Annotated in this window: 23 protein-coding genes; 18 read left to right on the top strand and 5 right to left on the bottom strand. The window is 73.6% G+C overall.

The annotated features are described in order from the left end of the window. Window positions 1–25 precede the first annotated feature (25 nt). From H283_RS0117150 to H283_RS0117135, 4 genes are all read left to right on the top strand, one after another. Entirely contained in the window at window positions 26–1,141 is a 1,116-nt protein-coding gene (locus H283_RS0117150; RefSeq protein WP_156023278.1) for a glycosyltransferase family 1 protein, read from the top strand. Window positions 1,142–1,227: 86 nt separating this feature from the next. Next, window positions 1,228–2,202, top strand: coding sequence for a glycosyltransferase family 2 protein (locus H283_RS0117145; RefSeq protein WP_020144757.1), 975 nt, complete (start codon window positions 1,228–1,230; stop codon window positions 2,200–2,202). Between the two features lie 3 nt (window positions 2,203–2,205). Then, window positions 2,206–3,153, top strand: a complete 948-nt coding sequence (locus H283_RS0117140) for a hypothetical protein (RefSeq protein WP_020144756.1) — start codon at window positions 2,206–2,208, stop codon at window positions 3,151–3,153. Then, window positions 3,143–4,834, top strand: coding sequence for a lipopolysaccharide biosynthesis protein (locus H283_RS0117135; protein ID WP_020144755.1), 1,692 nt, complete (start codon window positions 3,143–3,145; stop codon window positions 4,832–4,834). The genes H283_RS0117140 and H283_RS0117135 overlap by 11 nt, the downstream gene beginning before the upstream one ends. Window positions 4,835–4,846: 12 nt before the next feature. Here the strand turns inward: H283_RS0117135 and H283_RS0117130 are convergent, their stop codons facing one another. Next, a complete protein-coding gene (locus tag H283_RS0117130; protein ID WP_020144754.1) occupies window positions 4,847–6,067 on the bottom strand; it encodes a glycosyltransferase family 4 protein in 1,221 nt (406 codons plus the stop codon). A gap of 115 nt (window positions 6,068–6,182) precedes the next feature. Here H283_RS0117130 and H283_RS0117125 point away from each other — a divergent pair, with 115 nt between their 5' ends. Next, window positions 6,183–7,244, top strand: a complete 1,062-nt coding sequence (locus tag H283_RS0117125; protein WP_020144753.1) for a glycosyltransferase family 1 protein — start codon at window positions 6,183–6,185, stop codon at window positions 7,242–7,244. Between the two features lies 1 nt (window position 7,245). Here H283_RS0117125 and H283_RS26840 read toward each other — a convergent pair whose 3' ends face one another. Next, complete coding sequence (locus H283_RS26840) at window positions 7,246–7,893, bottom strand: phosphatase PAP2 family protein (protein ID WP_020144752.1); 648 nt, start codon at window positions 7,891–7,893, stop codon at window positions 7,246–7,248. A 68-nt stretch (window positions 7,894–7,961) separates the two neighbouring features. Between H283_RS26840 and H283_RS25555 the strand changes: the two genes are divergently transcribed. Both H283_RS25555 and H283_RS0117110 read left to right on the top strand, forming a co-directional pair. Further along, on the top strand, window positions 7,962–8,855 hold the full coding sequence (locus H283_RS25555; RefSeq protein ID WP_020144751.1) for a nucleotidyltransferase family protein: 894 nt from the start codon (window positions 7,962–7,964) through the stop codon (window positions 8,853–8,855). Then, window positions 8,852–9,151, top strand: coding sequence for a PqqD family peptide modification chaperone (locus H283_RS0117110; protein WP_020144750.1), 300 nt, complete (start codon window positions 8,852–8,854; stop codon window positions 9,149–9,151). The genes H283_RS25555 and H283_RS0117110 overlap by 4 nt, the downstream gene beginning before the upstream one ends. 58 nt (window positions 9,152–9,209) lie before the next feature. Here the strand turns inward: H283_RS0117110 and H283_RS0117105 are convergent, their stop codons facing one another. After that, window positions 9,210–10,619 (bottom strand): polysaccharide biosynthesis tyrosine autokinase, encoded by a 1,410-nt coding sequence (locus tag H283_RS0117105; RefSeq protein ID WP_020144749.1) that lies wholly within the window; start codon window positions 10,617–10,619, stop codon window positions 9,210–9,212. A 115-nt stretch (window positions 10,620–10,734) separates the two neighbouring features. On the opposite strand from H283_RS0117105, the gene H283_RS0117100 reads away from it, so the two are divergent. The 8 genes from H283_RS0117100 to H283_RS0117065 all read left to right on the top strand — a co-directional run bounded on the left by H283_RS0117100 (window position 10,735) and on the right by H283_RS0117065 (window position 19,209). Then, entirely contained in the window at window positions 10,735–12,711 is a 1,977-nt protein-coding gene (locus H283_RS0117100; protein WP_231372313.1) for a glycosyltransferase, read from the top strand. After that, a complete protein-coding gene (locus H283_RS0117095; RefSeq protein ID WP_020144747.1) occupies window positions 12,708–14,057 on the top strand; it encodes an O-antigen ligase in 1,350 nt (449 codons plus the stop codon). The genes H283_RS0117100 and H283_RS0117095 overlap by 4 nt, the downstream gene beginning before the upstream one ends. Beyond that, the gene (locus H283_RS0117090) at window positions 14,054–15,211 is read left to right on the top strand and encodes a glycosyltransferase family 4 protein (RefSeq protein ID WP_020144746.1); all 1,158 of its coding nucleotides are present in this window, start codon (window positions 14,054–14,056) and stop codon (window positions 15,209–15,211) included. Before H283_RS0117095 ends, H283_RS0117090 begins: the two co-directional genes overlap by 4 nt. After that, on the top strand, window positions 15,208–16,242 hold the full coding sequence (locus H283_RS0117085; protein ID WP_020144745.1) for a glycosyltransferase family 4 protein: 1,035 nt from the start codon (window positions 15,208–15,210) through the stop codon (window positions 16,240–16,242). The genes H283_RS0117090 and H283_RS0117085 overlap by 4 nt, the downstream gene beginning before the upstream one ends. Beyond that, the gene (locus H283_RS0117080) at window positions 16,227–17,378 is read left to right on the top strand and encodes a glycosyltransferase (protein WP_020144744.1); all 1,152 of its coding nucleotides are present in this window, start codon (window positions 16,227–16,229) and stop codon (window positions 17,376–17,378) included. Before H283_RS0117085 ends, H283_RS0117080 begins: the two co-directional genes overlap by 16 nt. After that, window positions 17,375–18,154 (top strand): hypothetical protein, encoded by a 780-nt coding sequence (locus H283_RS25550; RefSeq protein ID WP_020144743.1) that lies wholly within the window; start codon window positions 17,375–17,377, stop codon window positions 18,152–18,154. The genes H283_RS0117080 and H283_RS25550 overlap by 4 nt, the downstream gene beginning before the upstream one ends. Continuing rightward, a complete protein-coding gene (locus H283_RS0117070; protein WP_020144742.1) occupies window positions 18,151–18,501 on the top strand; it encodes a hypothetical protein in 351 nt (116 codons plus the stop codon). Before H283_RS25550 ends, H283_RS0117070 begins: the two co-directional genes overlap by 4 nt. A 108-nt stretch (window positions 18,502–18,609) precedes the next feature. Continuing rightward, window positions 18,610–19,209: a hypothetical protein gene (locus H283_RS0117065; protein WP_020144741.1), complete on the top strand. Its 600-nt coding sequence runs from the start codon at window positions 18,610–18,612 to the stop codon at window positions 19,207–19,209. A gap of 86 nt (window positions 19,210–19,295) precedes the next feature. Here the strand turns inward: H283_RS0117065 and H283_RS0117060 are convergent, their stop codons facing one another. After that, a complete protein-coding gene (locus H283_RS0117060; protein WP_020144740.1) occupies window positions 19,296–20,282 on the bottom strand; it encodes a MauE/DoxX family redox-associated membrane protein in 987 nt (328 codons plus the stop codon). A gap of 98 nt (window positions 20,283–20,380) precedes the next feature. Here H283_RS0117060 and H283_RS0117055 point away from each other — a divergent pair, with 98 nt between their 5' ends. From H283_RS0117055 to H283_RS26835, 3 genes are all read left to right on the top strand, one after another. Next, window positions 20,381–21,187 carry an exodeoxyribonuclease III gene (locus H283_RS0117055; RefSeq protein WP_020144739.1) on the top strand — a complete coding sequence of 269 codons (807 nt, stop codon included), beginning with the start codon at window positions 20,381–20,383 and terminating at the stop codon, window positions 21,185–21,187. 55 nt (window positions 21,188–21,242) lie between these two features. Continuing rightward, window positions 21,243–22,292, top strand: coding sequence for a tryptophan--tRNA ligase (trpS, locus tag H283_RS0117050; protein ID WP_020144738.1), 1,050 nt, complete (start codon window positions 21,243–21,245; stop codon window positions 22,290–22,292). 64 nt (window positions 22,293–22,356) lie between these two features. Further along, window positions 22,357–23,286 carry a glycosyltransferase family A protein gene (locus tag H283_RS26835; protein ID WP_020144737.1) on the top strand — a complete coding sequence of 310 codons (930 nt, stop codon included), beginning with the start codon at window positions 22,357–22,359 and terminating at the stop codon, window positions 23,284–23,286. 78 nt (window positions 23,287–23,364) lie between these two features. Here the strand turns inward: H283_RS26835 and H283_RS26830 are convergent, their stop codons facing one another. Beyond that, window positions 23,365–24,531 (bottom strand): glycosyltransferase family 4 protein, encoded by a 1,167-nt coding sequence (locus tag H283_RS26830; RefSeq protein ID WP_020144736.1) that lies wholly within the window; start codon window positions 24,529–24,531, stop codon window positions 23,365–23,367. Window positions 24,532–24,595 lie beyond the last annotated feature (64 nt).

The raw sequence follows: 24,595 nt of genomic DNA, 5'->3' as shown, positions 1-24,595 counted from the left end.
GCGATGGGCGGCTACATTCGGGCAGGTGCCGAGAGTCAGTGTGGGCCATCGCCCCGGTCGCCGCGGGGAGATCGAGGGCCGCGGCCTCGCCGTCGACGGGCGGTTCCTGTCCCAGGCGACCACGGGGACGCAGCGCTACGCCCTCGAGCTGACGACGCGCCTCGTCACCCGGAACCCGGGGCGGGTCGTCGTCCACGTGCCGAAGGGAACCGTGGTGCCCGACGCCGTCGCCGGCGCCGCGCGGGTGCGCGAGTCGCGGGCGAGCGGGCAGGTCTTCGAGCAGCTCGTCCTGCCCTGGCTCGCCCGCCGGGACCTGCTGCTCAGTCTCGGCGGCCCGGCTCCGGTCGGGGCGCGACGGCAGGTGGCCACGCTCCACGACGTCTCGGTCTTCCGCCACCCCGAGACCTACAGCCGTGCGTTCCGCGCGTGGTACCGCTCGATGTACCGCGTCCTGGCCCGTCGGGCCACCCGGGTCCTCACGGTGTCGCACTTCAGCGCGGCGGAGCTGCGTGCCGTGCTCGGCACCGACCCCTCCCGCGTCAGCGTCGTGCCCAACGGCTGCGACCACGTCGACCGCCTCTCGGCCGAGCGCCCGCGTCTCGACCGGCCGGTCCCGGCGGACGAGCCCTGGGTGCTCTGCGTCGGCACGTTCGCCCGGCACAAGAACCTCGGGCCGGCGCTCGACGCGCTCGAGGCCGCCGGCATCCGCTCCGTCGTCGTCGGCGCCCGCGGGGACGTCCGCGTCTTCGCCGACGCGGGCACGGCCCGCTGGTCCCGGGCGACGTTCGCCGGCCGCCTCACCGACGAGGAGCTCGCCTGGCTCTACGGCCGGGCCACCGCCCTCGTCTTCCCGTCCGTCTACGAGGGCTTCGGCATCCCCGTCGTCGAGGCGCAGCGGCTCGGGTGCCCGGTCGTCGCGCTGCGCACCGGGCCGCTGCCGGAGGTGGCCGGCGACGGCGCCGTGCTGTGCGACCCTGACCGCCCGGCCGAGCTCGTCGACGCCGTCCGCGCGCTCGTCGCCGACCCGGCCCGGCGCGCGGCCCTCGTCGAGGCCGGTCGGCGCAACGCCTCCCGCTACACGTGGGACGCGTCCGCGGACCTGCTCGGGTCGGCGCTCCGCGACGCGGGCTGGAACGGCTGACGCACCCCGACGAGCGGTGCAAACAGGAGGGAACCGGGATTTCCCGGTCTCCCACGCCCGTTCCGATCCGATGCGATACTCCTGCCATGCCAGACGCCCCGTCCCCGTCGGTCGACGTCGTCGTCGCGACCTTCAACCGCCCGGACAACGTGCGGATCTGCCTCGAGCACCTCGGTCGCCAGACGCTCACGCCGGACGAGGTGGTCGTCGTCGACTCGTCGCCGCACCGCCTGACCGCTGACGTCGTCGCCGACTTCCCGGGCGTGCGCTACATCCGCAACGACGCCGGCCCGGGCACCTTGGCCACCTCGCGCGCCATCGGTGTCGCCGAGACGCGGTCCGACATCATCGCCTTCGTCGACGACGACGCCTATGCCGAGCCCGACTGGCTCGAGAACATCGTGGCCCGCTATGCCGACCCGGCCGTCGGCGCCGTGGGCGGTCGCGCGAGCAACGGCCGCCCCGGCGAGGAGCACGAGGGGCTCGACGCCGTCGGACGCCTCCTTCCCGACGGCACGCTGACCGGCAACTTCGCCGCCGACACCGGCCGCGACCTCGACGTCGACCACGTCCTCGGCGCCAACATGTCGGTGCGCCGCTCCGCGCTCGACCAGATCGGCGGCATCGTCGACCTCTTCCCCGGCACCTGCCTGCGCGAGGAGAGCGACATCATGCTGCGCCTCGGGCGGGCCGGTCATCGCATCGTCTACACGCCGACGGCCCTCGTCGAGCACGTGGCGGCGCCCTACACCCGAGGGCGCCGCTTCGACGTGCGCTACACCTTCTACGGCCACCGCAACCACGTCGTGCTCCTGTCGCACACGTTCGGCATGGGTGCCCCGATCCTGCGCCGCTTCTACGGCACCGCCCTCAAGGAGGTCGGGGGCAACGCCGTCGACGCCGCGAAGGCCGCGGTCGACGCGGACCGCACCCCGCGCGAGCGCGTCCGCACCATCGGTGGCCGCGCGCTCCACGCCTCGGCCGCCCTCGGTGGCCTCGCCGCCGGCACGACCGCGGCCGTCCGCACCCGCTTCGGCGACCGGCATACGGCCCGGGCCTGAGCGGTGCCCACGGCATACGTCGTCCTCAGCCACACCGAGGCCGACCAGGTCACCCGGCTCGTGCACGCCATCCTGCGGTCGAGCCCCGAGGCCTCGGTGTTCGTCACGCACGACGCACGACGCACGCCGGCGCCCGTCATCGACGACGATCGGGTCCACGTCCGCAGCCACGGCCGGCCCACCGACTGGGGGTCGTGGGACCTCGTCGAGGTGACGCTGGAGGCGATGCGGGAGGCCCGGGACACGGTCGACCCCGACCTGCTCGTGCTCGTCTCGGGCCAGTGCTACCCGGTGCGGCCGCTCGCGGCCTGGGAGGACGAGCTGGTCGCTGCGGGAGGGTGGCAGGGCACGGCTCGCGAGCTCGCGTACGCCCCGGCCTGGGGGAGCCGCCACGGCGCCGGTGACGACGAGCGCACCCGCTACACCCACCGGTGGTACCCCGTGGGCGCACTCGACGGCACGCTGCGCTCGGGACGTCTGCCCGGGCGGGCGCTGTGGGCCCTCGCCCACCGCACCGAGCCCCTCCTGTCCCTGCGCCTCGTCGCTCGGGGGCGCGGGGCCCACGTCGGCATCCGCGGTCGTATGCCGTCCGGTCCCTCCGCGATCCACCTCGGCTCCCAGTGGCTCGCCGTCGACCGGGAGCACCTCGACCTCGTGCTCCGCGAGCTCGAGGACGGCACCCCGCTGCGCCGTCTCTACGAGCGATCGGTCATCCCCGACGAGTCGGCGCTGCAGACGGTGCTGGCGCGGCACCGGCCGCCGACGGTCGCGAGCCCGGTGTCCTACTCCGTGTGGGTGCCGGAGGACGACGCGACGCGGACCTTCGAGCTGGGGGACCTCGACGCGATCCGGGCCTCCGGCTCACCCTTCTGCCGTAAGGTCCACACGGTGCGCAGCGCAGAGCTGATGGACGCCCTCGACCGGGTCAACGGGGTCGACCGTGGCGAGTGACCGACCCGACGAGGGCGGTGCCGACCGCCGCCCCGACGCGCGTCCCGACGGCATGTCGGCGGCCGCCGACGTGGAGGCCGACCTGCTCCTGCCCGACCGGCAGGTCGACGACCTCGAGGCTCAGCCCGCCGGGCAGATGAGCCGTGAGGGGCTGCAGGAGAGCGCCGTGCGCGGCGCCGTCTGGACCGTCATCCACACCTTCATCGCCATTCCCGTCGCCTTCCTCGTCAACCTCCTCATGGCTCGGGTGCTCGGCGCCGCCGACTACGGTCGGCTCGCCTTCCTCACCGCGCTCATGGAGGTCGTCTCGCGGATGCTGACGGCCGGGTTCGGTTCTGCCGTCATCCAGTTCGGCGCCAAGGCCCACGCGGCTGGGCGCACCGCCGCGGTGTCCAGGCTGCTGTCGCAGTCACAGGGCTTCCGGCTCCTCGTCGTCATGCCGGTGCTCTCGGTCGTCGTCCTGCTCTTCGCCGACGTGCCCCCGACCGCCATGGTCATCGCGATCGTCTTCGGCATCGTCGTCCCGGCGGCGCTCGACGGGGCGGTCGCCTGCCTGACGATCGAGAACAAGACGGCGGAGGGTGCCAAGATCGCGCTCGTCACGTCGCTGGCCACCCAGGTCGCGGTCGTCGCCGTCGTGCTCGCGGCCCGGACGCCCGACGCGGTCTGGACCGTGCGTCTCATCGTCAGTGGGGTGGCCGTGGCGCTCTGCCTCGTCCCGATCTCGGCCGTCTACCGCCGTGCGGTGCTCCGACCCGTGCTGCCCACCGGGATGCCGGTCGGCTTCTGGCGGTATGCCGTGCCCGTGGGCCTCGCCAGCGTCATCGGCGGCCTCGTCATGTCGCGCAGCGAGATCTTCTTCATGAACTGGCTCGCGGCCCCCGCCGCGGTCGGCGTCTTCGCCCTGGCCTTCGGCCTGGCCGGTCACGTCTTCGCGCCGGCCCAGGCCTTCGTCGGCCCGCTCGTGCCGGCCATCTCGGGTCTCATGGAGGTCGACGCGCACGCCGTACGGCCGGCCTTCCGGCGCGTGCTGCGCGCCGGGGCCACGGTCGTGGGGCTCGTCGAGGCGGTGGCCGTCGTGCCCCTCGCGGTCCTCGTGCCCGTGCTCTACGGGCCGGAGTTCGCCGAGGCCGGTCCGGTCGTCGTCGCGCTCGGCGTGGCCGCGGGCTTCGTCACCGTCGCCAGCCCGGTCGTAGCCTTCGTGTCGGCTCGACTGTCGGCCGGCGAGATGCTCAGGGCGACGTCGGTGGCGCTCGTCGTCGACGTCGTGCTCGCCCTCGCCCTCATCCCACCCCTCGGGGTGTGGGGCGCCGTCATCGCCAACGTCGGCGGCTCGATGACGAGCCTGCTGCTGCTCACCCGCTCGGAGCTGCGCGGTCTCGGCATCACCGTCTCGCTCGCGATGCGAGACGCCCTGCCGTGCTTCGTCGGGGCGGCGCTGGCGGGTGGGCTCATGGTCGCCGGCGACGTGGCACCCGGCAACGAGTGGCTCCGGGCCGTCGGTGTCGCCGTCGTCGGCGGGGCGCTCTACGTCGGCGTCCTCCGGGTGACCCGATCGGGCCTGACGGTGCCCGACGCCGACGCCATCATCCGGGCCCTGCCCCGCCCGGCACGGCGGGTCGGACCGTGGGTGCTGGGACTGCTCACCGGCCGCGCCGTCGACGCGCCCGCCGCTCCCTGACGGTCGATCGGGTCAGCCCCTCGCGCGGTCCGATCCGCTCGACCGGGCTTGGTGGGACGGCGCGTCCGCCGACCCCAGGACCTGCGCGTGGACCGACGCATACGCATCGGCCACCACGGGCCACGTGTAGCGGCGCGCGGAGGCCTGTCCCGCGGCGCCGAGGGCCGCCCGACGCTGCGGGTCGCGCAGCAGCGACTCGACCGCACGGGCCAAGGCCCCGGTGTTGACCGGGTCGACGACGACCCCGTCGACCCCGTCGGTGACGAACGAGGCAGGCCCTCCGAGGCTCGTCGCGACGAGTGGCGTCCCGGAGCGCCACGCCTCGAGGGCGACGATGCCGAAGGCCTCGCGGCGGCTCGGCATGACGACGACGTCGGCCCGGCGCATCCACGTGTCGACCGCGGACTCGTCGAGCGGGCCGACGAGCCGGAGCCGGTCGCCGAGCCCGACGCGGGCGCCGAGCGCCCGCAGGGCCTCGCGCTGGGACCCGTCGCCGCCGATGACGAGGGTCGGCGACAGCTCGGGACCGATGGCCGCGACCGCCTCGACGAGCAGGTCGAAGCCCTTCGTCGACTCGAGCCGACCGACCCCCAGGACGACCGGACCCGCGGGGAGGTCGAGCGCGTCGGGCAGGGCGCCGGACGCGGGCGTCGTCGGAACGGGGCCGACCCCGTTGGGCACGACCTCTCCGCCGACGAGGCCGAACCGGTCCCGCAGGTCGTCGAGCACCTGCTCGGAGCATCCCGTCGTCACGGCGGCGGCCCCGACGGTCCGGCGCAGTCCCTCGCGCATCAGCGCCGAGGTGCCGAAGGCGTCGTGGTCGTCCATGAAGGTCTCGCCGTGGCTCGAGAGCACGAGAGGGGTGCCGGTGCGACGGCCGAGCGCGGCGGCATACACCCCGTTGGGTCCGAAGCACTGGACGTGGAGCAGGTCCGGGCGGAAGGCGCGGAAGGCCGAGCGCCACGCGTACCAGGCGCGCGGAGCGGCGAGCCCGAAGCTCGCGAGGGCGCGCGCCGAGCGGGCCGGCAGGGGAGTCGGCAGGTGGCGCACGAGGGTGCCGTCGAGCTCGGTGACGCCCAGGTGCTCGCCGCGGTCGACGGTCCACACCTCGACGTCGGTGCCCCGGCTGCGGAGCTCGCGTGCGACGTGGCGCACGTGCGCCTCCACCCCACCGAGGTGCGGGTGGTACGACGAGGTGACGAGCGCGACGCGCGGCCGACCGGCACCCTCCATCGCGGCTCCTCTCGGTCGGTCCCGCGAGGTCACCGGCTCGCGTGCGGTCTCACCCTACGATGCGAGGGCGGACCCGTCCCGCAGTTGACCACCGCCCGAACAGTGAGGATGCCGCGTGCCCCGGCTCACGATCGCCACGACCGCGACCGCGGTGCCGATGGGTGCACAGGCCTACGAGCGGCACGTCGTGTCGCGCGCACCCACGGCCCTCGCCGCGCTGGCAGCGCCGGGCGAGGTCTGGCAGGTCCGGCACGTCGTGGCGCGCTCGCTGAGGTCTCCGCTCCCGGGGACACGGCGCCTGCCGATGGGCTGGCTCGGTGGCGCGACGCCGCGCGCGCGGGCGGCGGCCGGCCGTCTCGCGTACGCCGGTGGTGGGCTCGTGCACCGGATGAACCTCGAGCTGCCGCCGGCGCCCCGTGAGGTCGTGACGCTGCACGACGTCGTGGCCTGGCGCTACGCCGACGAGTCCGCGCCCGTGGCTGCCGCCGCGGAGGAGCTGCGTCGGGCGGCTGCCGTCGTCTGCGTGTCGGCCTTCACGGCGTCCGAGGCGGTCGACCTCCTCGGGCTCGTCGACCCCGTCGTCGTCCCGAACGGGGTCGAGGAGCGCTACTTCGACGCGGAGCCGCTCGGCGCCGACGGACTGTCCGCGCTCGGGGTCGACGGACCGTACGTCCTCACCGCCGGTGGCGCGTCCGAGCGCAAGAACCTCGCGGCGCTGGCCGACGCGTGGTCACGGATCCGTGCCGCGCGGCCCGACGTGACGCTGGTGCTGGCCGGGCCACCCCATCCCCGTCGGACCGAGCTCTTCGGTTCGCTGCCTGGCGTGCGACTCGTCGGCAGGGTCTCCGACGACGTGCTGCCGAGGCTGTATGCCGCCGCCTCCGTCGTCGTCGTGCCCTCCCTCGTCGAGGGCTTCGGCCTTCCGGCGCTCGAGGGCATGGCCACGGGCGTGCCCGTCGTCGCCGCCGACCGGTCGTCCCTTCCCGAGGTCGTCGGCGACGGCGGACTCCTTGTCGATCCCATCGGCGCCGGGATCGCTGCCGGTGTCCTCGACGTCCTCGCGGGCGGTGACGAGGTCGAGGCGATGGCACGCCGCGGTCTCGAGCGGTCCCGCCGGTTCACCTGGGAGGCCAGCGCCGAGGGGCACGCGCGGGTCTGGCGCTCGGTGGTCGACTGACTCAGCCGACGGGCCCCGCTGTCGCACCGGCCGTGCGGCGCGAGACCCGGACCTCCGCGGCGAGGTTGGGAGAGTCGCCCCCGACGACGGCGAAGGTCGCCGCGGCAACCGCGACGACGAGCAGCGCGCTGCCGAGGACGTCACGGGGTTGGTGCGCGTACCACGTGACGTTGCCGAGCGCGGTGCAGAACGCCGCGACGCCGAGCGCGACGAGCCCTCGCCGCGTCACGGGCCGGGGCCACACGACCGCGACCCCGACGAGCAACCCGAGACCGGCGGCGGCGTGGTTGGACGGGAAGGCGTCTCCGCCGATGCCGAAGACGTCGCGGGTGCGCAGCTCCAGGGCGACGACCGTGCTCACCGCGGGGATGACGACGCCCGCGAAGGCGCGCCGCCAGCCCCGACGGACGAGGGCGAGCAGCGCGAGGATGAGCACCGTCGGGGCGAGCACGACGATGACGAGGGGGCGCGCGAGCCGGTCCAGGCCTTGGCGCAGCGGTCCGGGCAGCTCGTTGAGCACCCAGTTGCGCACGGCCTCGTCGAGCGAGACCCCGACGCCGGTGCGGGTCGAGACGAGGGCCACGAGCACGAAGGCTGCCGCCGCGATCACGGCCGCACCGGCCCAGCGGAGCCGATCGCGATGCGACACGTGCGCCTCCTACGGGGCTGTTAGGGTGCGATCGACCAGTCCGCTTGCAGTCTATGGGGGTTCGCGCGATGGCAACCCACGAGGCGACGGCGCCCCCCGAGGTGGGGGCGACGGTGCCTCTCGAGGTTCGGATCGGGTTCGCGCACGCCTGCCTCCAGTGGGTCGCCGACCGGTGCGGCGCCGACCTGCTGCACGTCAAGGGCGCGGCCCTCGACCCGACGCTCGTGCCCGGCCGGGGCTTCTCGGACGCCGACGTGCTCGCGCGACCGGAGCACGTGCGGATGCTCCTCGACGAGCTGCGCCACCACGGCTGGGAGCTCATCAACTCGTTCGCGTACGGCTCGTCCTTCGAGCACTCGGCGACGTTGCGCCACAGCGACTTCGGCCTGCTCGACCTCCACCGGATCTATCCGGGCACCGGGCCGACGCCCGAGCTGGCCTTCGACACGCTGTGGTCGGAGCACACGACGACGGTGCTGGGCGGGGTGGAGTGCGCCGTCCCGGCGCGCGACGCCCAGGCCGCGCTCCTGCTGCTCCATGCCGCCCGTGGGGGCAGCGACCCCAAGGCCGCCCACGACGTCGAGTGGGTGTGGACCTCGGCCGACGAGACCCGGCGGGCCCGCATCCTCGAGTGGGTCGACCGGCTCGACGCCGGGCTCGGTTTCTCCGTCATCACCGGCACCCTCGACGACCACCGGGACGACCCGGCCTACGACCTCTGGCGCGTCGCGTCGCGCGGTGGCACGCGGATGGAGGAGTGGCGCGCCCGGGTGCGGGCGGCCCGGGGCCTGCGCGCGAAGCTGACCGTCGCGTCGCGCTCGGTGCTCGTCAACGTCGAGCACCTGACGATCGTGCGTGGACGCCCCGTGTCGCGCGCCGAGATCGTGGCCGAGTTCTTCGGCCGTCCGGCGCGGGGCCTGAGGGAGCAGGTCTCCCGCCGCGCCCGTGGGAGACGGAGGTGAGTGCGGCCTACCGTCCCGGACCCGACGCCGGGGTGACCGTGAGCGACGACGGGATGTCCGTCTACGTCGCACGCCTGCCCGGCGGCCCGCTCGTCGTCCTCGACGGTGCGGCCGCCCTCATCTGGGCCGAGGCCACGACGGCTCCCGCGACGGGATGGGTCGCCCGCGTCGCCGAGCTCGTCGGACAGCCCGAGGAGGCGATCGCGGCCGATGTCACCGCCTTCGTCGCCGACCTCAGCGCGCGCGAGCTGCTCGTGCCCCTGGGTGCCGACTCCGACGCGCGGCCCGGGGCCTGAGCCCTCACCGGACCGAGCGGCCGGGTGGCCGGGCGGCCGGTCCGCCCGGTGCGGCCGGTCAGGCGTGGTGCTTGGCCTGCGAGCGCCGCTCCCGACGGCTCGGCTTGGCGTCGGCGTCGCGGTTGTAGCCGTAGTAGCCGTAGCGGTGCGCGGTCGACGAGCCGGACGACACCATGTTGAGGGCGAAGCCGGCGACGGGGGCGTCGACGGTCTCGAGCGACTGGACCGCGCTCGCGAGGTCGCGCTTCTTCGTCCGCTCCGCGCCGACGACCATGATCAGCCCGTGTGTCAGCTTGTTGATGAGCACGGCGTCGATGACCGGGACGACGGGCGGGCTGTCGACGAGGATGAAGTCGTAGTCGTGGCTCAGCTTGCCGAAGAGGACCTCCATCGGCTCCGAACCGAGCAGCTCGCTGGGATTCGGCGGCACGGGGCCGGCCGGAAGCACGTGGAGGGTCGTCTCGCGCCAGCGCTGGACGACGTCCTCCGGGTCCGCCTGCCCGAGCAGCAGGGTGGTCAGACCGAAGGAGCCGTCGAGGCCCATCGTGCTGGCGACGGAGGGGTTGCGCAGGTCGCCGTCGATGAGCAGCACCTTCGAGCCGGCGTCGGCCATCGCCATCGCGAGGTTGACCGTGGTCGTCGTCTTGCCCTCGCCCGGCACCGAGGAGGTGACGACGAAGGAGTGCCCGGCCGTCGTGACGTCGACGAACAGGATGTTCGTGCGCAGCCGCCGGATCGACTCTGCGTGCCGCCCGTGCGGGTCCGTCTCGAGGGACAGCAGTCCGCTCTTGACCGACTTGACCATCGGGATGTCGCCGAGGATCGGCCGGTCGGACAGCGCCTTGATGTCGTCCTCGGTGCGCACCTTGGTGTCGAGAGTGTGCCGGAGCAGGGCCAGGCCGATGCCGAGGGCGAGGCCGAGGAGGGCACCGAGCGCGAGGTTGCGCTTGGCGTTGGGCGACGTGGGCTCACCCGGCACGTTGGCGGGGGTGATCGTCGTGGCCTCGACGGACTGGCCGTTGGCGGCGAGCAGCGGTGAGAACTTCTTCGTCGCCACCTCGGCGAGCACGGGGCCGGACTCGCTGGCGATCCGCGCGAGCAGCTCGGGATCGCCACCGGTCGCGGTGATCGTCATCATCGGTGAGGTCTGCGAGACCTCACCGGAGACGTTGATGGGCGTCCCCGGTGCGAGACCGAGGCGGTCCCGGAGCGGCTCCATGACCGACGGTGACGTGAGCACCTCGAGATACGTCGCAAGGTCGGAGGCCTGGACGGCGTACGTCGCGACCTGGTTGTTGTTGCTCGCGCTGGCCGGCTGCGTCGCCCGAAGATAGATCTTCGAGCTCGACGAGTAGACGGCAGGCGTCAGCATCGTCTGGACGGCAGCAGCCGCCACCACGGCGAGCAGGCTCACCGCGATGATGCGCCACCGTGCCCCCAGAACGCCCAGGAACTCCCGGAACGTCACTTTGCCCCCCCCGGCCCAACTCGACAGTACGTGCGGCGATCCTCCCATATCATCCAAGGGGTTGTGCCGAGTCGGAGACATCCGGGGGACGGCACGGGGAGAGGGGTGAGTGGTCATGTGGGCACTGCGCGTGTCCCACAGCGCCGTCGTCGACGCATGGCGTGAGCGGGAGCGGGCCCTGCGACGCCTCGGCCACCGCGTCGACGTCGTGTCGGCTGCGGTGTGGTCCGAGGGCGGACGCCGCGTCGCCCTGTCCGTGCGCCCCGGCGAGCCCGTCGAGCCCGCCCGGACCGTCGGCTCCCACCCCGCCCTCTTCCTCTACGACCCCCGCCCGCTGTGGCGGGCCCTCGGCCGACCCGTCGACGTCATCGACGTCCACGAGGAGCCCTTCGCCCTCGCGACCGCCGAGGTGCTGGTGCTGCGGTGGCTTCGTCGCCGACGCGCGCCGTACCTGCTCTACTCCGCCCAGAACATCGACAAGCGCCACCCCGTCCCGTTCCGCTGGATCGAGCGTGCGGCCCTGCGGCACGCGAGCGGCGTCAACGTGTGCAACGAGGCGGCCGGACGCATCGCCGAGCGCAAGGGATTCCCGGGCCGTGCCCGCACCGTCGACCTCGGCACCGACCTGACCGTCTTCACCCCGGTGGCGTATGCCGGCACGCGCCGTGAGGTGCCCGTCGTCGGGTTCGCCGGTCGCCTCGACGCCGCCAAGGGGGCGGACGTGCTGCTCCGCGCCGTCGCTCTCGAGCCCGCCGTGCGCGTACGCCTCGCCGGCGACGGACCTGAGAAGCACGCCCTCCTCGACCTCGCCGGACGGCTCGGCATCGCCGACCGTGTCGAGCTCCTCGGCGCGCTGGCGCCCGAGGGGCTCCCCGACTTCTACCGCTCGCTCGACGTGCTCGTCGTCCCGTCGCTCACGACCCGCTCGTGGGTCGAGCAGTTCGGCCGAGTCGCGCTCGAGGCGATGGCCTGCGGCATCCCGGTCGTCGTCAGCGACAGCGGCGCGCTGCCCGAGGTCGTCGGCGACGCCGCTCTCGTCGTCGCCGAGGGCGACGTCGCCGAGCTCGCCAAGGCGATCAGCGAGGTGGTGCACGACACCGACGTCGCCCGGCGGCTGCGGGCGGCCGGGCGCGAGCGCGCGGCGGCGACCTCGTGGGACCGCATCGCCGCCGAACACGACGCCCTGTACCGCGCCGCGACGAAGCAGTGGGCGCCGGCCGACCCCGAGGGTCGGCCGCTCGAGGTCGTCGTCGTCGCGTACGGCCAGCCCGACCTGCTCGCCGGGGCGCTCGCTCCGTTGCCCGGCATGCGAGTCACCGTCGTCGACAACTCCTCGTCGCCCGCGGTTCGTGCCGTGGCGGACGCTGCCGGTGCCCACTACGTCGACCCGGGTCGCAACGGGGGTTTCGGGGCCGGGGTCAACGAGGCGCTGCGTCGGGTCGACCCGCGCTCCGACGTCCTGCTCGTCAATCCCGACGCGGTGGTCCACCCCGCCGACATCGCGGCCCTGCGCACGGCACTGCTCGCCGAGCCCGATCTCGCGAGCGTCGGACCGTCCCAGGTCGACGCGACCGGCGCGCCCGCGCGGGTCGAGTGGCCCTTCCCGTCCCCGATCGCGACGTGGGTCGAGGCCGCCGGACTCGGCCGCCTGCGCCGCAACCGCTACGTCATCGGGTCGGTCCTGCTGCTGCGCCGCGAGGCCCTCGACCACGTCGGTCCCTTCGACGACGAGCGCTTCTTCCTCTACGCCGAGGAGACGGACTGGGCCCATCGCGCCGTCCTGCTCGGCTGGCGCCATGCGCTCGTGCCCGCAGCCCGGGCGACGCACGTGGGCGCAGCCACGAGCACGGATCCGACCCGGCGGGAGGGGCACTTCCACGCCGCCCAGGAGGTCTACCTCCGCAAGCACTTCGGCACCGTGGGCTGGCAGGTGGGGCGGGCCGGGCAGGTCCTCGGATCGGCCGTGCGGGGCGTCGTGCTGCGCGGTGACCGAGGCCGTGCCGCACGGGCACGGGTGCGGCTCTACGTCGCCGGGCCCGTGCGGTCCGAGATCCGGCCCGCCGACTCGACCGTGAGGGCGGTGACCTCGTGACCACCCTGCTGCCCGAGCGGTTTCGCAGCCCCGGCCGGACCGAGCTGCTCGCCAAGGTCGGGCTCGTGCTCGGCGGTGTCGTGCTCGTCGCCGTCGTCGGCCGTCTCGCCGTCACGATGCCCGAGGCCGCCGTCGTCGTCTCGGCCGCGGTCCTCGCCATCGGTCTGACGGCCGTCCAGCCCGGCCTCATCCCGCTCGCCGTCCTTCCGCTGCTGCTCGTCGTGCTGCGCGTCGGGAGCGGCGGGGTCGACCTGTCGCTGTCGGACTTCGCCCTCGCGGCGGCCGCGGTCCCGGCGCTCCTGCTCGCCCGAAGGCCGTTCTCGCCGGGGCTCCGCTCGGTCCTCTGGGCGTCCGCCGTCTACCAGTTCGCCACGCTGGTCACCGTCGTCAACAACCCGTACACCGCCAACGCCGTCGAGTGGGCCCACGCCTGGATGATGGTGGGCGGCTCCCTCGTCGTCGGCTGGGCGGTCGGGGCCAACGGCCACGGCCGCACCGGGGTCCGCCTCATCGTCGGCACGATCGCGATCCTCGCGCTCATCACCGTCGTCGAGGGAGCCCTGCTCTTCGCGCACGGCGACTTCTCACCGGTCTACCCGTCCTTCCCGTACGGGATGCACAAGAACTTCGCGGGCACCGTCTGCGCGATGGGCGTCGTCATGGTCTACGCCCGGCCCGTGTGGGTCGGCATCAACCGGCGATGGTCGGTCGTCCTCGTCACGCTCATGCTCGCCGCCGTGTTCTTCACCCAGTCACGCCAGGCCCTCGTGGGACTCGCTGCGGCTGTCTTCATCCTCGTCCTGCGCTCCAAGACCGACCGCAAACGGTCCAAGCTCGTCCTGCTCCTCGTCGCACCGCTCGTCCTCTTCGTGACGAACCTCGTGCAGGACCAGGTGAAGTCCGACAACCAGTTCAACTCGGTCTTCCAGCGGCTGACGTGGTTCCAGGACTCCATGACGGTGTGGAGCTCCGACCCGTGGTTCGGGGTCGGGCTGCGCTGGTGGTACACCGACCGGTTCCCGTTCCAGTTCCAGCCACCCAACGCCGAGATCGAGGTGCTCACCTCCGCCGGGGTCGTCGGCCTCGCCGCCTTCGTCCTGCTCATGGTGGTGGCCCTGCGCGTGGCCTGGCGGCTCGACCCGGCCTACGGCTCGCTCGCCGTCGCGGTCCTCGTGTCGCGCCTGGTCCAGGGCCAGTTCGACCTCTTTTGGGCGGCGGTCCAGGGGTCGGTGCCGTTCGTCGTCCTGGGCCTGTGCCTCGGAGCGAGCTGGCACGCCGAGCGCGAGGACGCCGAACGGGAGGCCGCGCTCGCCCGGCTCCCGCGCGTGCCGGCGGCGGCCGCATGACGACGATCGTCCAGATCACCCCCGAGATCGGTCCGGGCACGGGGGTGGGGGCCGTCGCCCACCACCTCGAGCAGGAGTGGCAGCGTCTCGGCGTCGACGTCCGACGCTTCACCCTGGCCGAGGCGGGAGGGGCGTGGCTGCCCGCTCCGCGCGGCGGCATCGGAGGACGCCTGGCTCTCATCGGTCGAGTCGTCTGGTTCTCGACCGTGGGGACGCGTCGGGCGAGGAGTCACCTGCGCCGGCACCCCGAGCTGCTCTCGATCTGCCACAACGACGCGCTGGCCGGCGACGTCTACGTCAACCACGGCATCGTCCAGGCCGCCATGAAGGCGCGGGGTCACTACCGGCTCCGGATGGCCCGCAACCCGCTGCACCTCTTCACGACGACGCGTGACCGACTGCGCTACTCGCGTCCCGCGACCCACCGGGTGGTCGTCAACCTCGTCTCTGACGAGGAGCTGCTGCTCCGACGCTTCTACCCCGGCCTCGCCATCCCGACCGTCGTCATCGGCAACGGCGTCGACATCGAGCGCTTCCGTCCGCCGAGCCCGGCGGAGCGCGATGCCGCCCGCGGCCGGCTCGGGCTCGGTACCGACGACCAGATGGTCCTGTTCATCGGCAACGAGTTCGGGCGCAAGGGGCTTCCCCTGCTCGTCGACGCCGTCGCGCGGCTGGGTCCGCAGGTCCATGTGGTCGTCGTCGGTGGCACCCCCGAGATGATCGCGTCGGAGTCGGGCAGCGAGGCGGCCGAGGCGCTCGGTGTCCGTCTGCACTTCGCCGGCGCCCACCCCGACCCGCGGCCCTGGCTCCACGCGGCCGAGGCCGTCGCGATGCCGAGCGCCTACGAGTCCTACGGGCTCGTCGTCCTCGAGGCACTCGCCTGCGGGGTTCCCGTCGTCGCCACCGCGACCGGCTGCGTGCCCGACGTCGTCACCGACGGGGTCAACGGCGCTGTCGTCTCGGCAACCCCCGACGACCTCGCGCGGGGTCTGGCGCAGGTGCTCGCGCTCGACCCGGCCACGACCGCGGCTGCAGCCCGTGAGAGTGCCGAGCAGCACTCCTGGGCGAGCGTCGCGCGGCGATACCTCGACCTGCTGACCGGCCTGAGCCAGGGAGACGCGTCGCCGGCCGGCATCGGTGGGGGAGCCACGTGAGGATCCTGCACGCCATCCGCTCCGACGCGTTCGCCGGTGTCGAGAGCCACGTCGCGCGGTTGGCCCGCGCCCAGCTCGCGGCCGGCGACGAGGTCGTCGTCGTCGGTGGCGATCCCGACCGGATGAAGACCGCCTCCGGGCAGGGCGTCCGCACCCTCCCGGCCGCAACCGTGACCGACGTGTTGACGACCGTGCGCCGCTGGGCCGCTCGAGCCGACGTCGTCCACGCCCACATGACCGCTGCCGAGATCGCCTGTGCCACGGCCCTGGTCGGGGTCGGCACGCCGTTGGTCGTGACGCGTCACTTCGCCCGGGACCGGGGAAGCAACCCGGTGTCGGCCGCTGCCGCCGCCGGGGCCGCGCGTCGCGTCGACGCCCAGATCGCCATCAGTCACTACGTCGCCGAGACGATCGACGGCGCCAGCGTCGTCATCCACCCCGGGGTCGACTCGACCACGACGAGCCGGGCGTCGTGCGACCGCGACCCCGTGGTGCTCGTCGCCCAGCGCCTCGAGCCGGAGAAGGACACCGATGTCGCCCTGCGCGCGTTCGCGGGGTCAGGCCTTGGCTCGCAGGGGTGGCGCCTCGACGTCGCCGGCGACGGAGCCGAGCGTCCGGCGCTGACGGCGCTCGCGGAGCAGCTGGGCATCGCCGACGCGACCCGCTTCCTCGGCCACCGCCGTGACGTGCCGGACCTCATGGACCGAGCCGGGCTGCTGCTCGCGCCGTGCCGCATCGAGGGTCTCGGCCTGACGGTCCTCGAGGCCATGGCGGCGGCCCTGCCGGTGGTCGCCGTGGGGGCCGGAGGCCACCTCGAGACGGTCGGGGCCGTCGAGGGCGCCGCACTGCACCCACCCGGTGACGCGGCCCGTGCAGGCGCGCTGCTCGCGGCCCTTGCGGCTGACCGTGAGCGCCGTGATGCGTACGCCGCTGCGCTGCAGGTCGTCCAGCGCGCCCTCTTCACTCCCGCGCACCAGGCGCAGGAGACCGCGAACGTCTACCGGGAGGTGGTTCGGTGGACCTCGTCGTGACCTCCCTCGAGGCCTGGGACGGCGTGTGGCGGCGCAACCAGCACCTCGTCGCCGGCCTGCTGCGTCGCGACCCCGACCTGCGCGTGCTCTTCGTCGAGCCGGCGACCGATCCGCTCCACGCGGCCCTCGGCGCCAGCCAGCCGAGGCTGGGTCGCGGGCTGCGTGCCGGCCCACCGCTCGACGGCATACGGCCGGAGGCCCTGTGGTTGCTCGAGCCCACCAAGTGGCTGCCGCGTCGGGTCGACCGCCGGGTCGACGAGCGCTGGGCCCGCCAGGTCCTCCGCACCGCCCGGTCTCTCGGCATGGCCGACCCGGTCCTCTGGGTCAACGACCCGGCGGGCTCGCTGCTCGTCGAGGCCACGACGTGGCGCTCGCTCTACGACGTCACCGACGACTGGACGCTGGCCGAGCGGTCGACCGCCGAGACCGAGCGGATCATCGCGCAGGAGCAGGTGCTGCTGGCCCGGTGCGACGAGGTGGTCGTCTGCTCTCCGGCGCTCGCGGCGAGCAAGGGAGCCCTCCGGGAGGTGACGCTCGTGCCCAACGGGGTCGACACGGCGGCCTACCTCGTCGGGCACGACCGACCGGCCGACCTGCCGGACGGCGCTGTGGCGGTCTACGTCGGCACCCTGCACGGCGACCGCCTCGACGTCGACCTCTGCGTGGCCACGGCGCGGGCTCTCCAGGGGGTCGGTCGCCTTGTGCTGGTGGGGCCGAACGCCCTTGCGACGGAGCAGCGTTCGCGTCTCGAAGGCGCGGGAGCCGTCCTGCTCGGGGCGCGCCCGAGCGCCGATGTCCCGGCCTACCTGCAGCACGCCGACGTGCTCGTCGTGCCGCACGTGGTGACGCCGTTCACCGACAGCCTCGACCCGATCAAGCTCTACGAGTACCAGGCGGCGGGCCGACCGGTGGTGGCGACGCCGGTCGCCGGCTTCCGCGACGTCGACGACGACCGTGTCACCGTCGTCGACCAGCAGGCGTTCGTGCCGGCCGTCGTCGCGGCTGCGGGCCGTGCCGGACCCGTCGAGGAGCGGCGCACCGACCCCGAGCGTGCGGCGGACGCCGACTGGTCTCGCCGGGTCGACCAGGTGGCCGAGGTGCTCCACCGGCTGCGCGACGGTGAGGCGGGAGGATGACGGCCCCGGCTGCGGGCGAAGGGCTGCTCCACGTCGAGGCGCTGGGAGCGACGGTCGCCATCGAGGTGGCCGACGACCGCCTGAGGGGACGGGTCGAGCACGCGTGGTCGGCCTGTCGCACCACGGCCGTCGTCGGGTGCCCCGTCGTCGCGGCGCCCGAGCTGTCGCCGGACGCCGGTGACGACGAGGCGGCGGCTGCCCTGCAGTCCCTCACCCAGCTCGTCACCCGGGCAGCGATCCTGGCGCGCGCCGGAGAGCTGATGATGTTCCACGCGTCGGCGCTCTGCGACCAGCGCTCGGGTGCCACGATCGCGATGGTCGCGCCGGGCGGCACGGGCAAGACGACGCTCGTCCGGACCCTCGGTCAGGGGCGGGGCTACGTCACGGACGAGACCGTCGGCATCGCCTCGGACGGCACCGTCTCGGCGTACTCCAAACCGCTGTCGGTCCGGCGCCCTGCCACCGGTCAGCCCAAGGACGAGGTCGCGCCGTCCGATCTCGGGCTCCGCCCGCCGCAGGTGCAGCCATGGCTCGCCGGGATCGTGCTGCTGCGTCGTGACCTCGAGCCCGGCGAGGCCGTCGTCGTCGAGGAGGTCGACGTGCTCGACGCCCTCGTCCTTCTGGCGCCCGAGACGTCCTCCCTCGCCTCCTTCGACCGTCCGCTCCATCGCCTCGCCGAGATCGTGCAGGCCGTCGGGGGGCTGAGGCGCGTCCGCTACCACGACGCCGCCGACGTCGAGCCCGTCGTGACCGAGGTGCTGGGGAGGCCGCGATGAGCCACCCCGTCGAGGTGGTCGCGACGGTCACGTCGTCCACCATGCTGCGGTCGGGCGACCTGCTCGACACCTACTCCACCGCCGTGGGGACCGTCGTGCTCGTCGCGGGGCCGACCGGGCACCGCGTCGTGCGGCTGTCCCCCCTCGGTGACGCCGTCCGGGCCGCCATCGGCCCGGGACGGACCCTCGCCGAGCTCGAGGTCGAGCTGGTGTCCCGGCTCGGTGACCCACCCGCCGGAGGAGTGTCGGAACTCGTCCGGTCGGCGGTGCTCGCGCTCGTCGACGAAAGGGTCATCGTCGCAGGTCAGGGTCCCAAAGGCGACATTTCGGGCGTCATCCGACCGTGATCTGGGCAGCCGGTCGCAAGGTGTGTGATTCCCGGCATCCGGGCCCTGTCGCTCGGGTATGTTGACCAGTGACTCGGGGGGGTCAGTCATCGAGTGGGGGATTCATTCATGTCACACAATCACGGCGCCGACTCGGCGCCTCCGAGCCGTCGCTCGGTCGTCAAGGGCGCGGCGTGGGCCGTGCCCGCCGTTGTGGTCGCGGGGGCTGCGCCCACGGTGGCGGCGTCCGCCGGCTTCCTGACGCTCAACGGCAATGCCTGCAAGCTGCCGGGCAACTCGCAGTCCACCTTCAAGGGCTACGTCTTCGAGGCGATCTCCAACAACGTCACCGGTCCGCTGCCGCGTGACGCGATCGTCGAGATCACGAGCATCACGGTGGCCGGCAGTCCCGACCTCGGGGCGTACAAGGTCGTCCTGCCGGGCGGGAACACGAGCTGCACGTGCTCGTGCCCGTCGCTCAACGCCAGCCACGTCTACTGCTCGCCGGACGGCGCCCTCAACCAGCGGGTGCTCATCTACACGTCGGCGGACGTGACGGGCAACAGCGCCAACTCGACGGTCACCATCTCGTACCGCATCTACGACTGTGCCGGCGGCAGCGCCTGCCCGTCGACGTTCATCTCGCAGACGAGCCAGGCATCGCTCGGCGGCACGCCGCCCGTCCAGGGCCCGTGCACCATCGTCGGTGCCCAGCAGTTCCAGCCCTGACCGACTGGGGCAGCACGACTTGATGCGCGGTCCCTCCGGGGGCCGCGCATCGGCGTCTCACGTCCGGACCTCGGTCGTTCGTGGTGTCAGACCGGCAGCCCCAGCTCGGCCCGGATGTCGCTGACGAAGTCCTTGACGTGGTCCACCCCGACGACGGGTCCCCCCGCGAGCAGCCCGTCGGCGCCGAGCAGCAGGGCGCTCGGGGTGGCGTGCACCCCGAAGCTGTCGACGAGCAGGCCGTCCCTGTCGTGGACCGTCTGTGGCTCGGCGGCCGAGGTGAGCTGCGTCTGGTCAGGGTCGTTGCGCAGCACGAGCCGGACGTCGAGGGCGGTGAGCTCCTCGCTCCAGACGGGGGCTGCCGCGATGATGGCCTCGCAGCTCCCGCACGTGTCCGAGACGTAGAGCAGCAGCTGGGCGCGGGCGCTGCTGAGGGCTCGCAGGTTGGTCGTCGAGCCGTCGCCGAGCGTGACCGGCAGGGCTGGCGTGCGGTAGCGGACGTAGTCGCCCTCGTCCTCGGCGTACGCCGTCGGGTCCTGCCGCGTCTCCGGCGCGGCTGCCCGGCCCCCGACGACGAGCACCGTCGTCACGGCCGCGGCCACCGCGGCCACGAGCCACCACCACGGCAGCCGCTCGTCGGCCACCCGAGCCGCGACCGAGGAGCCTTGTGCCGCAACGATGACGGCCAGGACCGCCAGCAGGACGAGCCACGCGTTGCGCACGACCGTGCGACGGGTGATCCGTCCGGGTGCGAACTCCCCGAAGCACGCGCAGTCGACGTCCTCGTCGAAGCCCACGGCGCGCACCACGAGCACGAGGTATGCCGTGAAGAGCAGGAGCGCTGCCACCGCGGCGACGACGCCCACCTGGCCACCGACGAGGAGCAGGGCGACCGCCAGGAGCAGCTCGCCCCACGGCAGTGCCTCGACGACGAGCCTGCCGGACAGGGGCGCCGGCACGCGGAGGTCCCGGAAGGCCTCGGCGGACGCACTCGGCGAGCGCAGCTTGCCGACCGCGCTCACGACGAGGACGACCGCGAGGATGACGGGCGCGAGGGCGAGGGCGTCGGAGGGCACGTCGCATTCTAGGCAGGGGACGGCATACCACCGGGGGTGATCGGGTGATCCCACGGGGCGGCGGGCCGGGCGCCGGTCCCCTCCTGCACAATCGGCCCATGCGCGTCGTCACGGCCAACGTCAACGGGATCCGAGCAGCCGCGAGGCGGGGCCTGGTGCCGTGGCTGGAGCAGGCCGAGCCGGACGTCCTCTGCCTCCAGGAGGTGCGCGCCGACGACGTCGAGCTCGCCAAGGTGCTCGCCGACGCCGGCCTGGCGCACTGGTCGGTGGCGCACACCGAGGGCTCGGCCAAGGGACGCGCCGGCGTCGCCGTCGTGACGCGCGAGCCCCAGACGGCGGTGCGGGTCGGCATCGACGGCGCGTTCGCCGACGAGGGCCGGTGGGTCGAGGCCGACGTCGCCACTGCCGCAGGACCGCTGACAGTCGTCTCCGCCTACGTCCACACCGGCGAGGCGGGCACCGAGCGACAGGACGTCAAGATGGCCTTCCTCGCGGCCATGACGGAGCGCATGCGACGTGCGGCCGAGGCCGACGAGCTCGTCCTCGTCACCGGTGACCTCAACGTCGCGCACCGCGAGGCCGACCTCAAGAACTGGAAGGGCAACCTCAAGAAGGCGGGCTTCCTGCCCGAGGAGCGCTCCGTGCTCGACGGGTGGTTCGCCGACGGCGGGTGGGTCGACGTCCAGCGCCGCCACGCGGGTGACGTCGCAGGCCCCTATTCGTGGTGGTCCTGGCGCGGCAAGGCCTTCGACAACGACGCCGGCTGGCGCATCGACTACCAGCTGGCGACCCGGAGGCTGGCCGCCACGGTCACCGACGTCTTCGTCGGGCGGGCGCCGACGTATGCCGAGCGCTGGAGCGACCACGCACCAGTCGTCGCCGACTACGCCCTCGAGCCCGTCTGACGACGCGTCGTCGGAGGCGGCTCGAGGCGGACCGGTTTGGGGCCCCCGGTCACCCATGGGCCAGAATGCACCCATGTCCTCGACGCCCTCCCTCCCGACCACGACGCCGCGCAGCCTCTCCGGCATGCAGCCGACGAGCGACTCGCTCCACCTCGGCAACTACATCGGTGCGCTGGTCGAGTGGGTGCGCCTGCAGGAGACGCACGACGCCTTCTACTTCGTCGCCGACCTGCACGCGCTGACGGTCGCTCCCGACCCCGAGGTGCTGCGCGAGCGCACCCGCATCACCGCGGCGCAGTTCATCGCCGGCGGCGTCGACCCCACCCGCTCGACGCTCTTCGTCCAGAGCCACATCGCCCAGCACACCGAGCTCTACTGGGTGCTCGGCACCCTGACCGGCTTCGGCGAGGCGAGCCGGATGACCCAGTTCAAGGACAAGTCGGCCAAGGGCACCAACACCAACGTCGGCCTCTTCGCCTACCCCGTGCTCCAAGCCGCCGACATCCTCATCTACGACGCGAACGTCGTCCCGGTGGGCGAGGACCAGCGTCAGCACCTCGAGCTCTCGCGTGACCTCGCCGGCCGTTTCAACCAGCGCTTCGGCGACACGCTCGTCGTCCCCGAGCCGCACATCATGAAGGCGACGGCCAAGATCCAGGACCTCCAGGAGCCGACGGCCAAGATGAGCAAGTCGGCCGCCTCCGACACCGGGCTCGTCAGCCTGCTCGACGAGCCCGCGCGCATCGCGAAGAAGATCCGCTCGGCCGTCACGGACGCCGAGCGCGAGATCCGCTTCGACGAGGAGAACAAGCCGGGCATCTCCAACCTGCTCTCGATCCACTCGGCCCTGTCGGGCACGCCGGTGGCGATCCTCGAGGAGCAGTACGCCGGCAAGGGCTACGGCGACCTCAAGAAGGACGTCGCTGAGGTCGTCGTCGAGGCGGTGACGCCGTTCCGCACCCGCACCCTCGAGCTCATGGCCGACCGGGCCGAGCTCGACCGCATCCTCGCCGACGGCGCCGAGCGGGCCCGTGCGGTCGCCGAGGCGACGGTCCGCCGCGTCTACGACAAGGTCGGCCTGCTCCCCTCGACGCTGCGCCCCTGAGACGACGGTCCGGGTCTTCACCGATCGCGACCTGGCGCCGGAGCGGCGTCACTAGGGTGGCGAGGTGCCCGAGATCGCCGTGGTCATCCCCGCCTACAACCCGGGACCTCACCTGGCCCGGAGCCTCGGGAGCGTGCTCGCCCAGGACCTGACCGACTGGGAGTGCGTCGTCGTCGACGACGGGTCGGCGCAGCCGGTGGAGCTCGCGGCCGTTCCGGGTCTCGAGGCGGCCGCCGGCGACCCGCGCGTCCGGGTGCACCGACAGGCCAACGGCGGCGTGTCCGTCGCGCGCAACGTCGGGGTGGCCCTGACCGACTCGCGCTGGGTCGCCTTCCTCGACCAGGACGACGCCTGGGAGCCGGCCAAGCTCCGGCGCCAGCTCGACCTGCTCCGCGGCGACGAGAGTGCTGCCTTCGCGCACACCGGCTTCGTCTGGCGGCTGCCGCACGCCGACCTGCCCGCCACGCCGGTGCACGCCGCCTACCGTGACGCTCTGGCCTGCCGGGCCTACGTCCTCATGAGCAGCCTCGTCGTGTCGCGGGACCACTACACCGCGGTGGGCGGCAGCGACCCGTTGCTCGCGCAGCAGCAGGACTGGGCCCTCGTGCTCGACCTGCTCCGCCGCTACGGACCACCCGCGTACCTCCCGGAACAGCTCGTGACCTACCACGTGCACGAGGCCAACGTCTCCCGGAACTACCGTCGCGCGGCGGCCGAGGCGGTGGCGGTCCTCGACGCCCACCTCGTCGCGGCGGAGTTCGACGGCGACCGTGACACGGCCTCCGCCATCCGAACGGGCCTGGCCCAGGTGCGCCGCCTGCACGGGGAGCAGGCCGTCGAGAACGCCCGCGTTGCCAAGGAGTCGGGCGACTGGGGCGCCGTCCTCGACCACCTGGGGGCGGCCGCGCGACTGTCGCCGACGGTGCTGACGCAGGCCTTCAGCCGCTTCGCCCTCGAGCAGGGACGCCAGGTCCGCCGCCGCGTCCGCGCCTGACGCCCCCGGGTGCCAACCGCCGCGGGGGTATGCCGGGTCGTGGTCTCCGCGTGCCCCTGACGTCTGCTGGAGACGACGTCAGCGAGACGCGAGGGCCCGCAGCAGGGCGTCGTGGCTCGCCGCCCACGTGAAGCCGCGGGCGCGTGCGACGGCGTCCTCCCGCCCTTCGGTGACGTCGGAGCGCGTGACACGGGTCAGCGCATCGACCCAGCCGGCCACTGTCGGCGGCACGAGCCGGCCGACCCGTCCGAGCACCTCGGGCAGGGCGCCGGCGTCGTTCGCGAGCACGAGGGCGCCGGAGGCCATGGCCTCGAGCGGCACCATCCCGAAGGGTTCGGCGCGCGAGGGGACCGCGACGACGTCGGCCCACCGGTAGAGGTCGGCCACCTGGTCCTGGGGCAGGTACGGCTCGAACGACACGGGTCCGGCGACGTGGCCGGCGAGGTCGCGCAGGTGGTTCTCGAAGTCGTTCGTGCCTGCGGTGTCGCGCAGCTCCGAGCTGCCGACGACGCGCGTCTCGAAGCGGTCGGCGTGACGCCCCATCGCGGCGAGCGCTTGGAGGAGGAGGTCGACGCCCTTGTGCGGCGCGACCTGGCCGACGTAGAGCAGCCGGAGCCGGCCCTCCGTGCCACGACGTCCGTCCGGGGCGGCCGGGTGGAAGCGCGTCGTGTCGGCGCCGTTGTGCACCCAGGTGACCTTGGCGTCGTCGACCCACGCGCGCCGGCGCACGCCGTCGGCCATGAACGCGCTCACCCCGATGACGGCATCCGCATGGCGGAGCAGGTGGCTCAGCTCGGGACGTCGCACCGAGGCCGAGATGCCGTTGTGGACGTGCAGGGCGATCCGCGTGGCGGACGGCAGCGTGCGCCGCAGCAGCGGGAGGGCGGTGACGGCGTAGTGGCCCTCGTGCAGCAGCACCCAGTCGGGGGCCACCCGGGCCAGCGCCTCGGCGGCGGGCTCGAAGAGCCGGGCGGCGTGGGGACGCTCACGCAGGAGCGCGCCGAGGGCCCAGTCCTGCCGGTACTCCGCGGGCGTGAACCACGTGCGCGGGCAGTGGCGCGTGTAGTCGACGGGCACGGTGTCGGCATCCGGGAAGGTCGCCTCGCGGTTGTCCGACGTGATGACGGTCGATCGCCCCCCGGCGAGCGTGTGCTCACGGGTCAGGGCACGCACGACGTGCGCGACCGAGCTCCCGTCCCCGGCGAGCGGCATCGGGACGTGCGCGAGGTGCGGCGGCGAGGACATCGGCGTCAGCGTAGCCGCGAGCCCGGCCGATGACGCCCGAATCGCCGGTGCACCCCGGACTGCG

It is taken from the genome of Terracoccus sp. 273MFTsu3.1, from assembly GCF_000383675.1.
In the GTDB taxonomy this organism is placed as follows: domain Bacteria; phylum Actinomycetota; class Actinomycetes; order Actinomycetales; family Dermatophilaceae; genus Terrabacter.
Note: the sequence above shows the minus strand (reverse complement) of the source record. Positions and strands in the feature narration are given on the sequence as shown.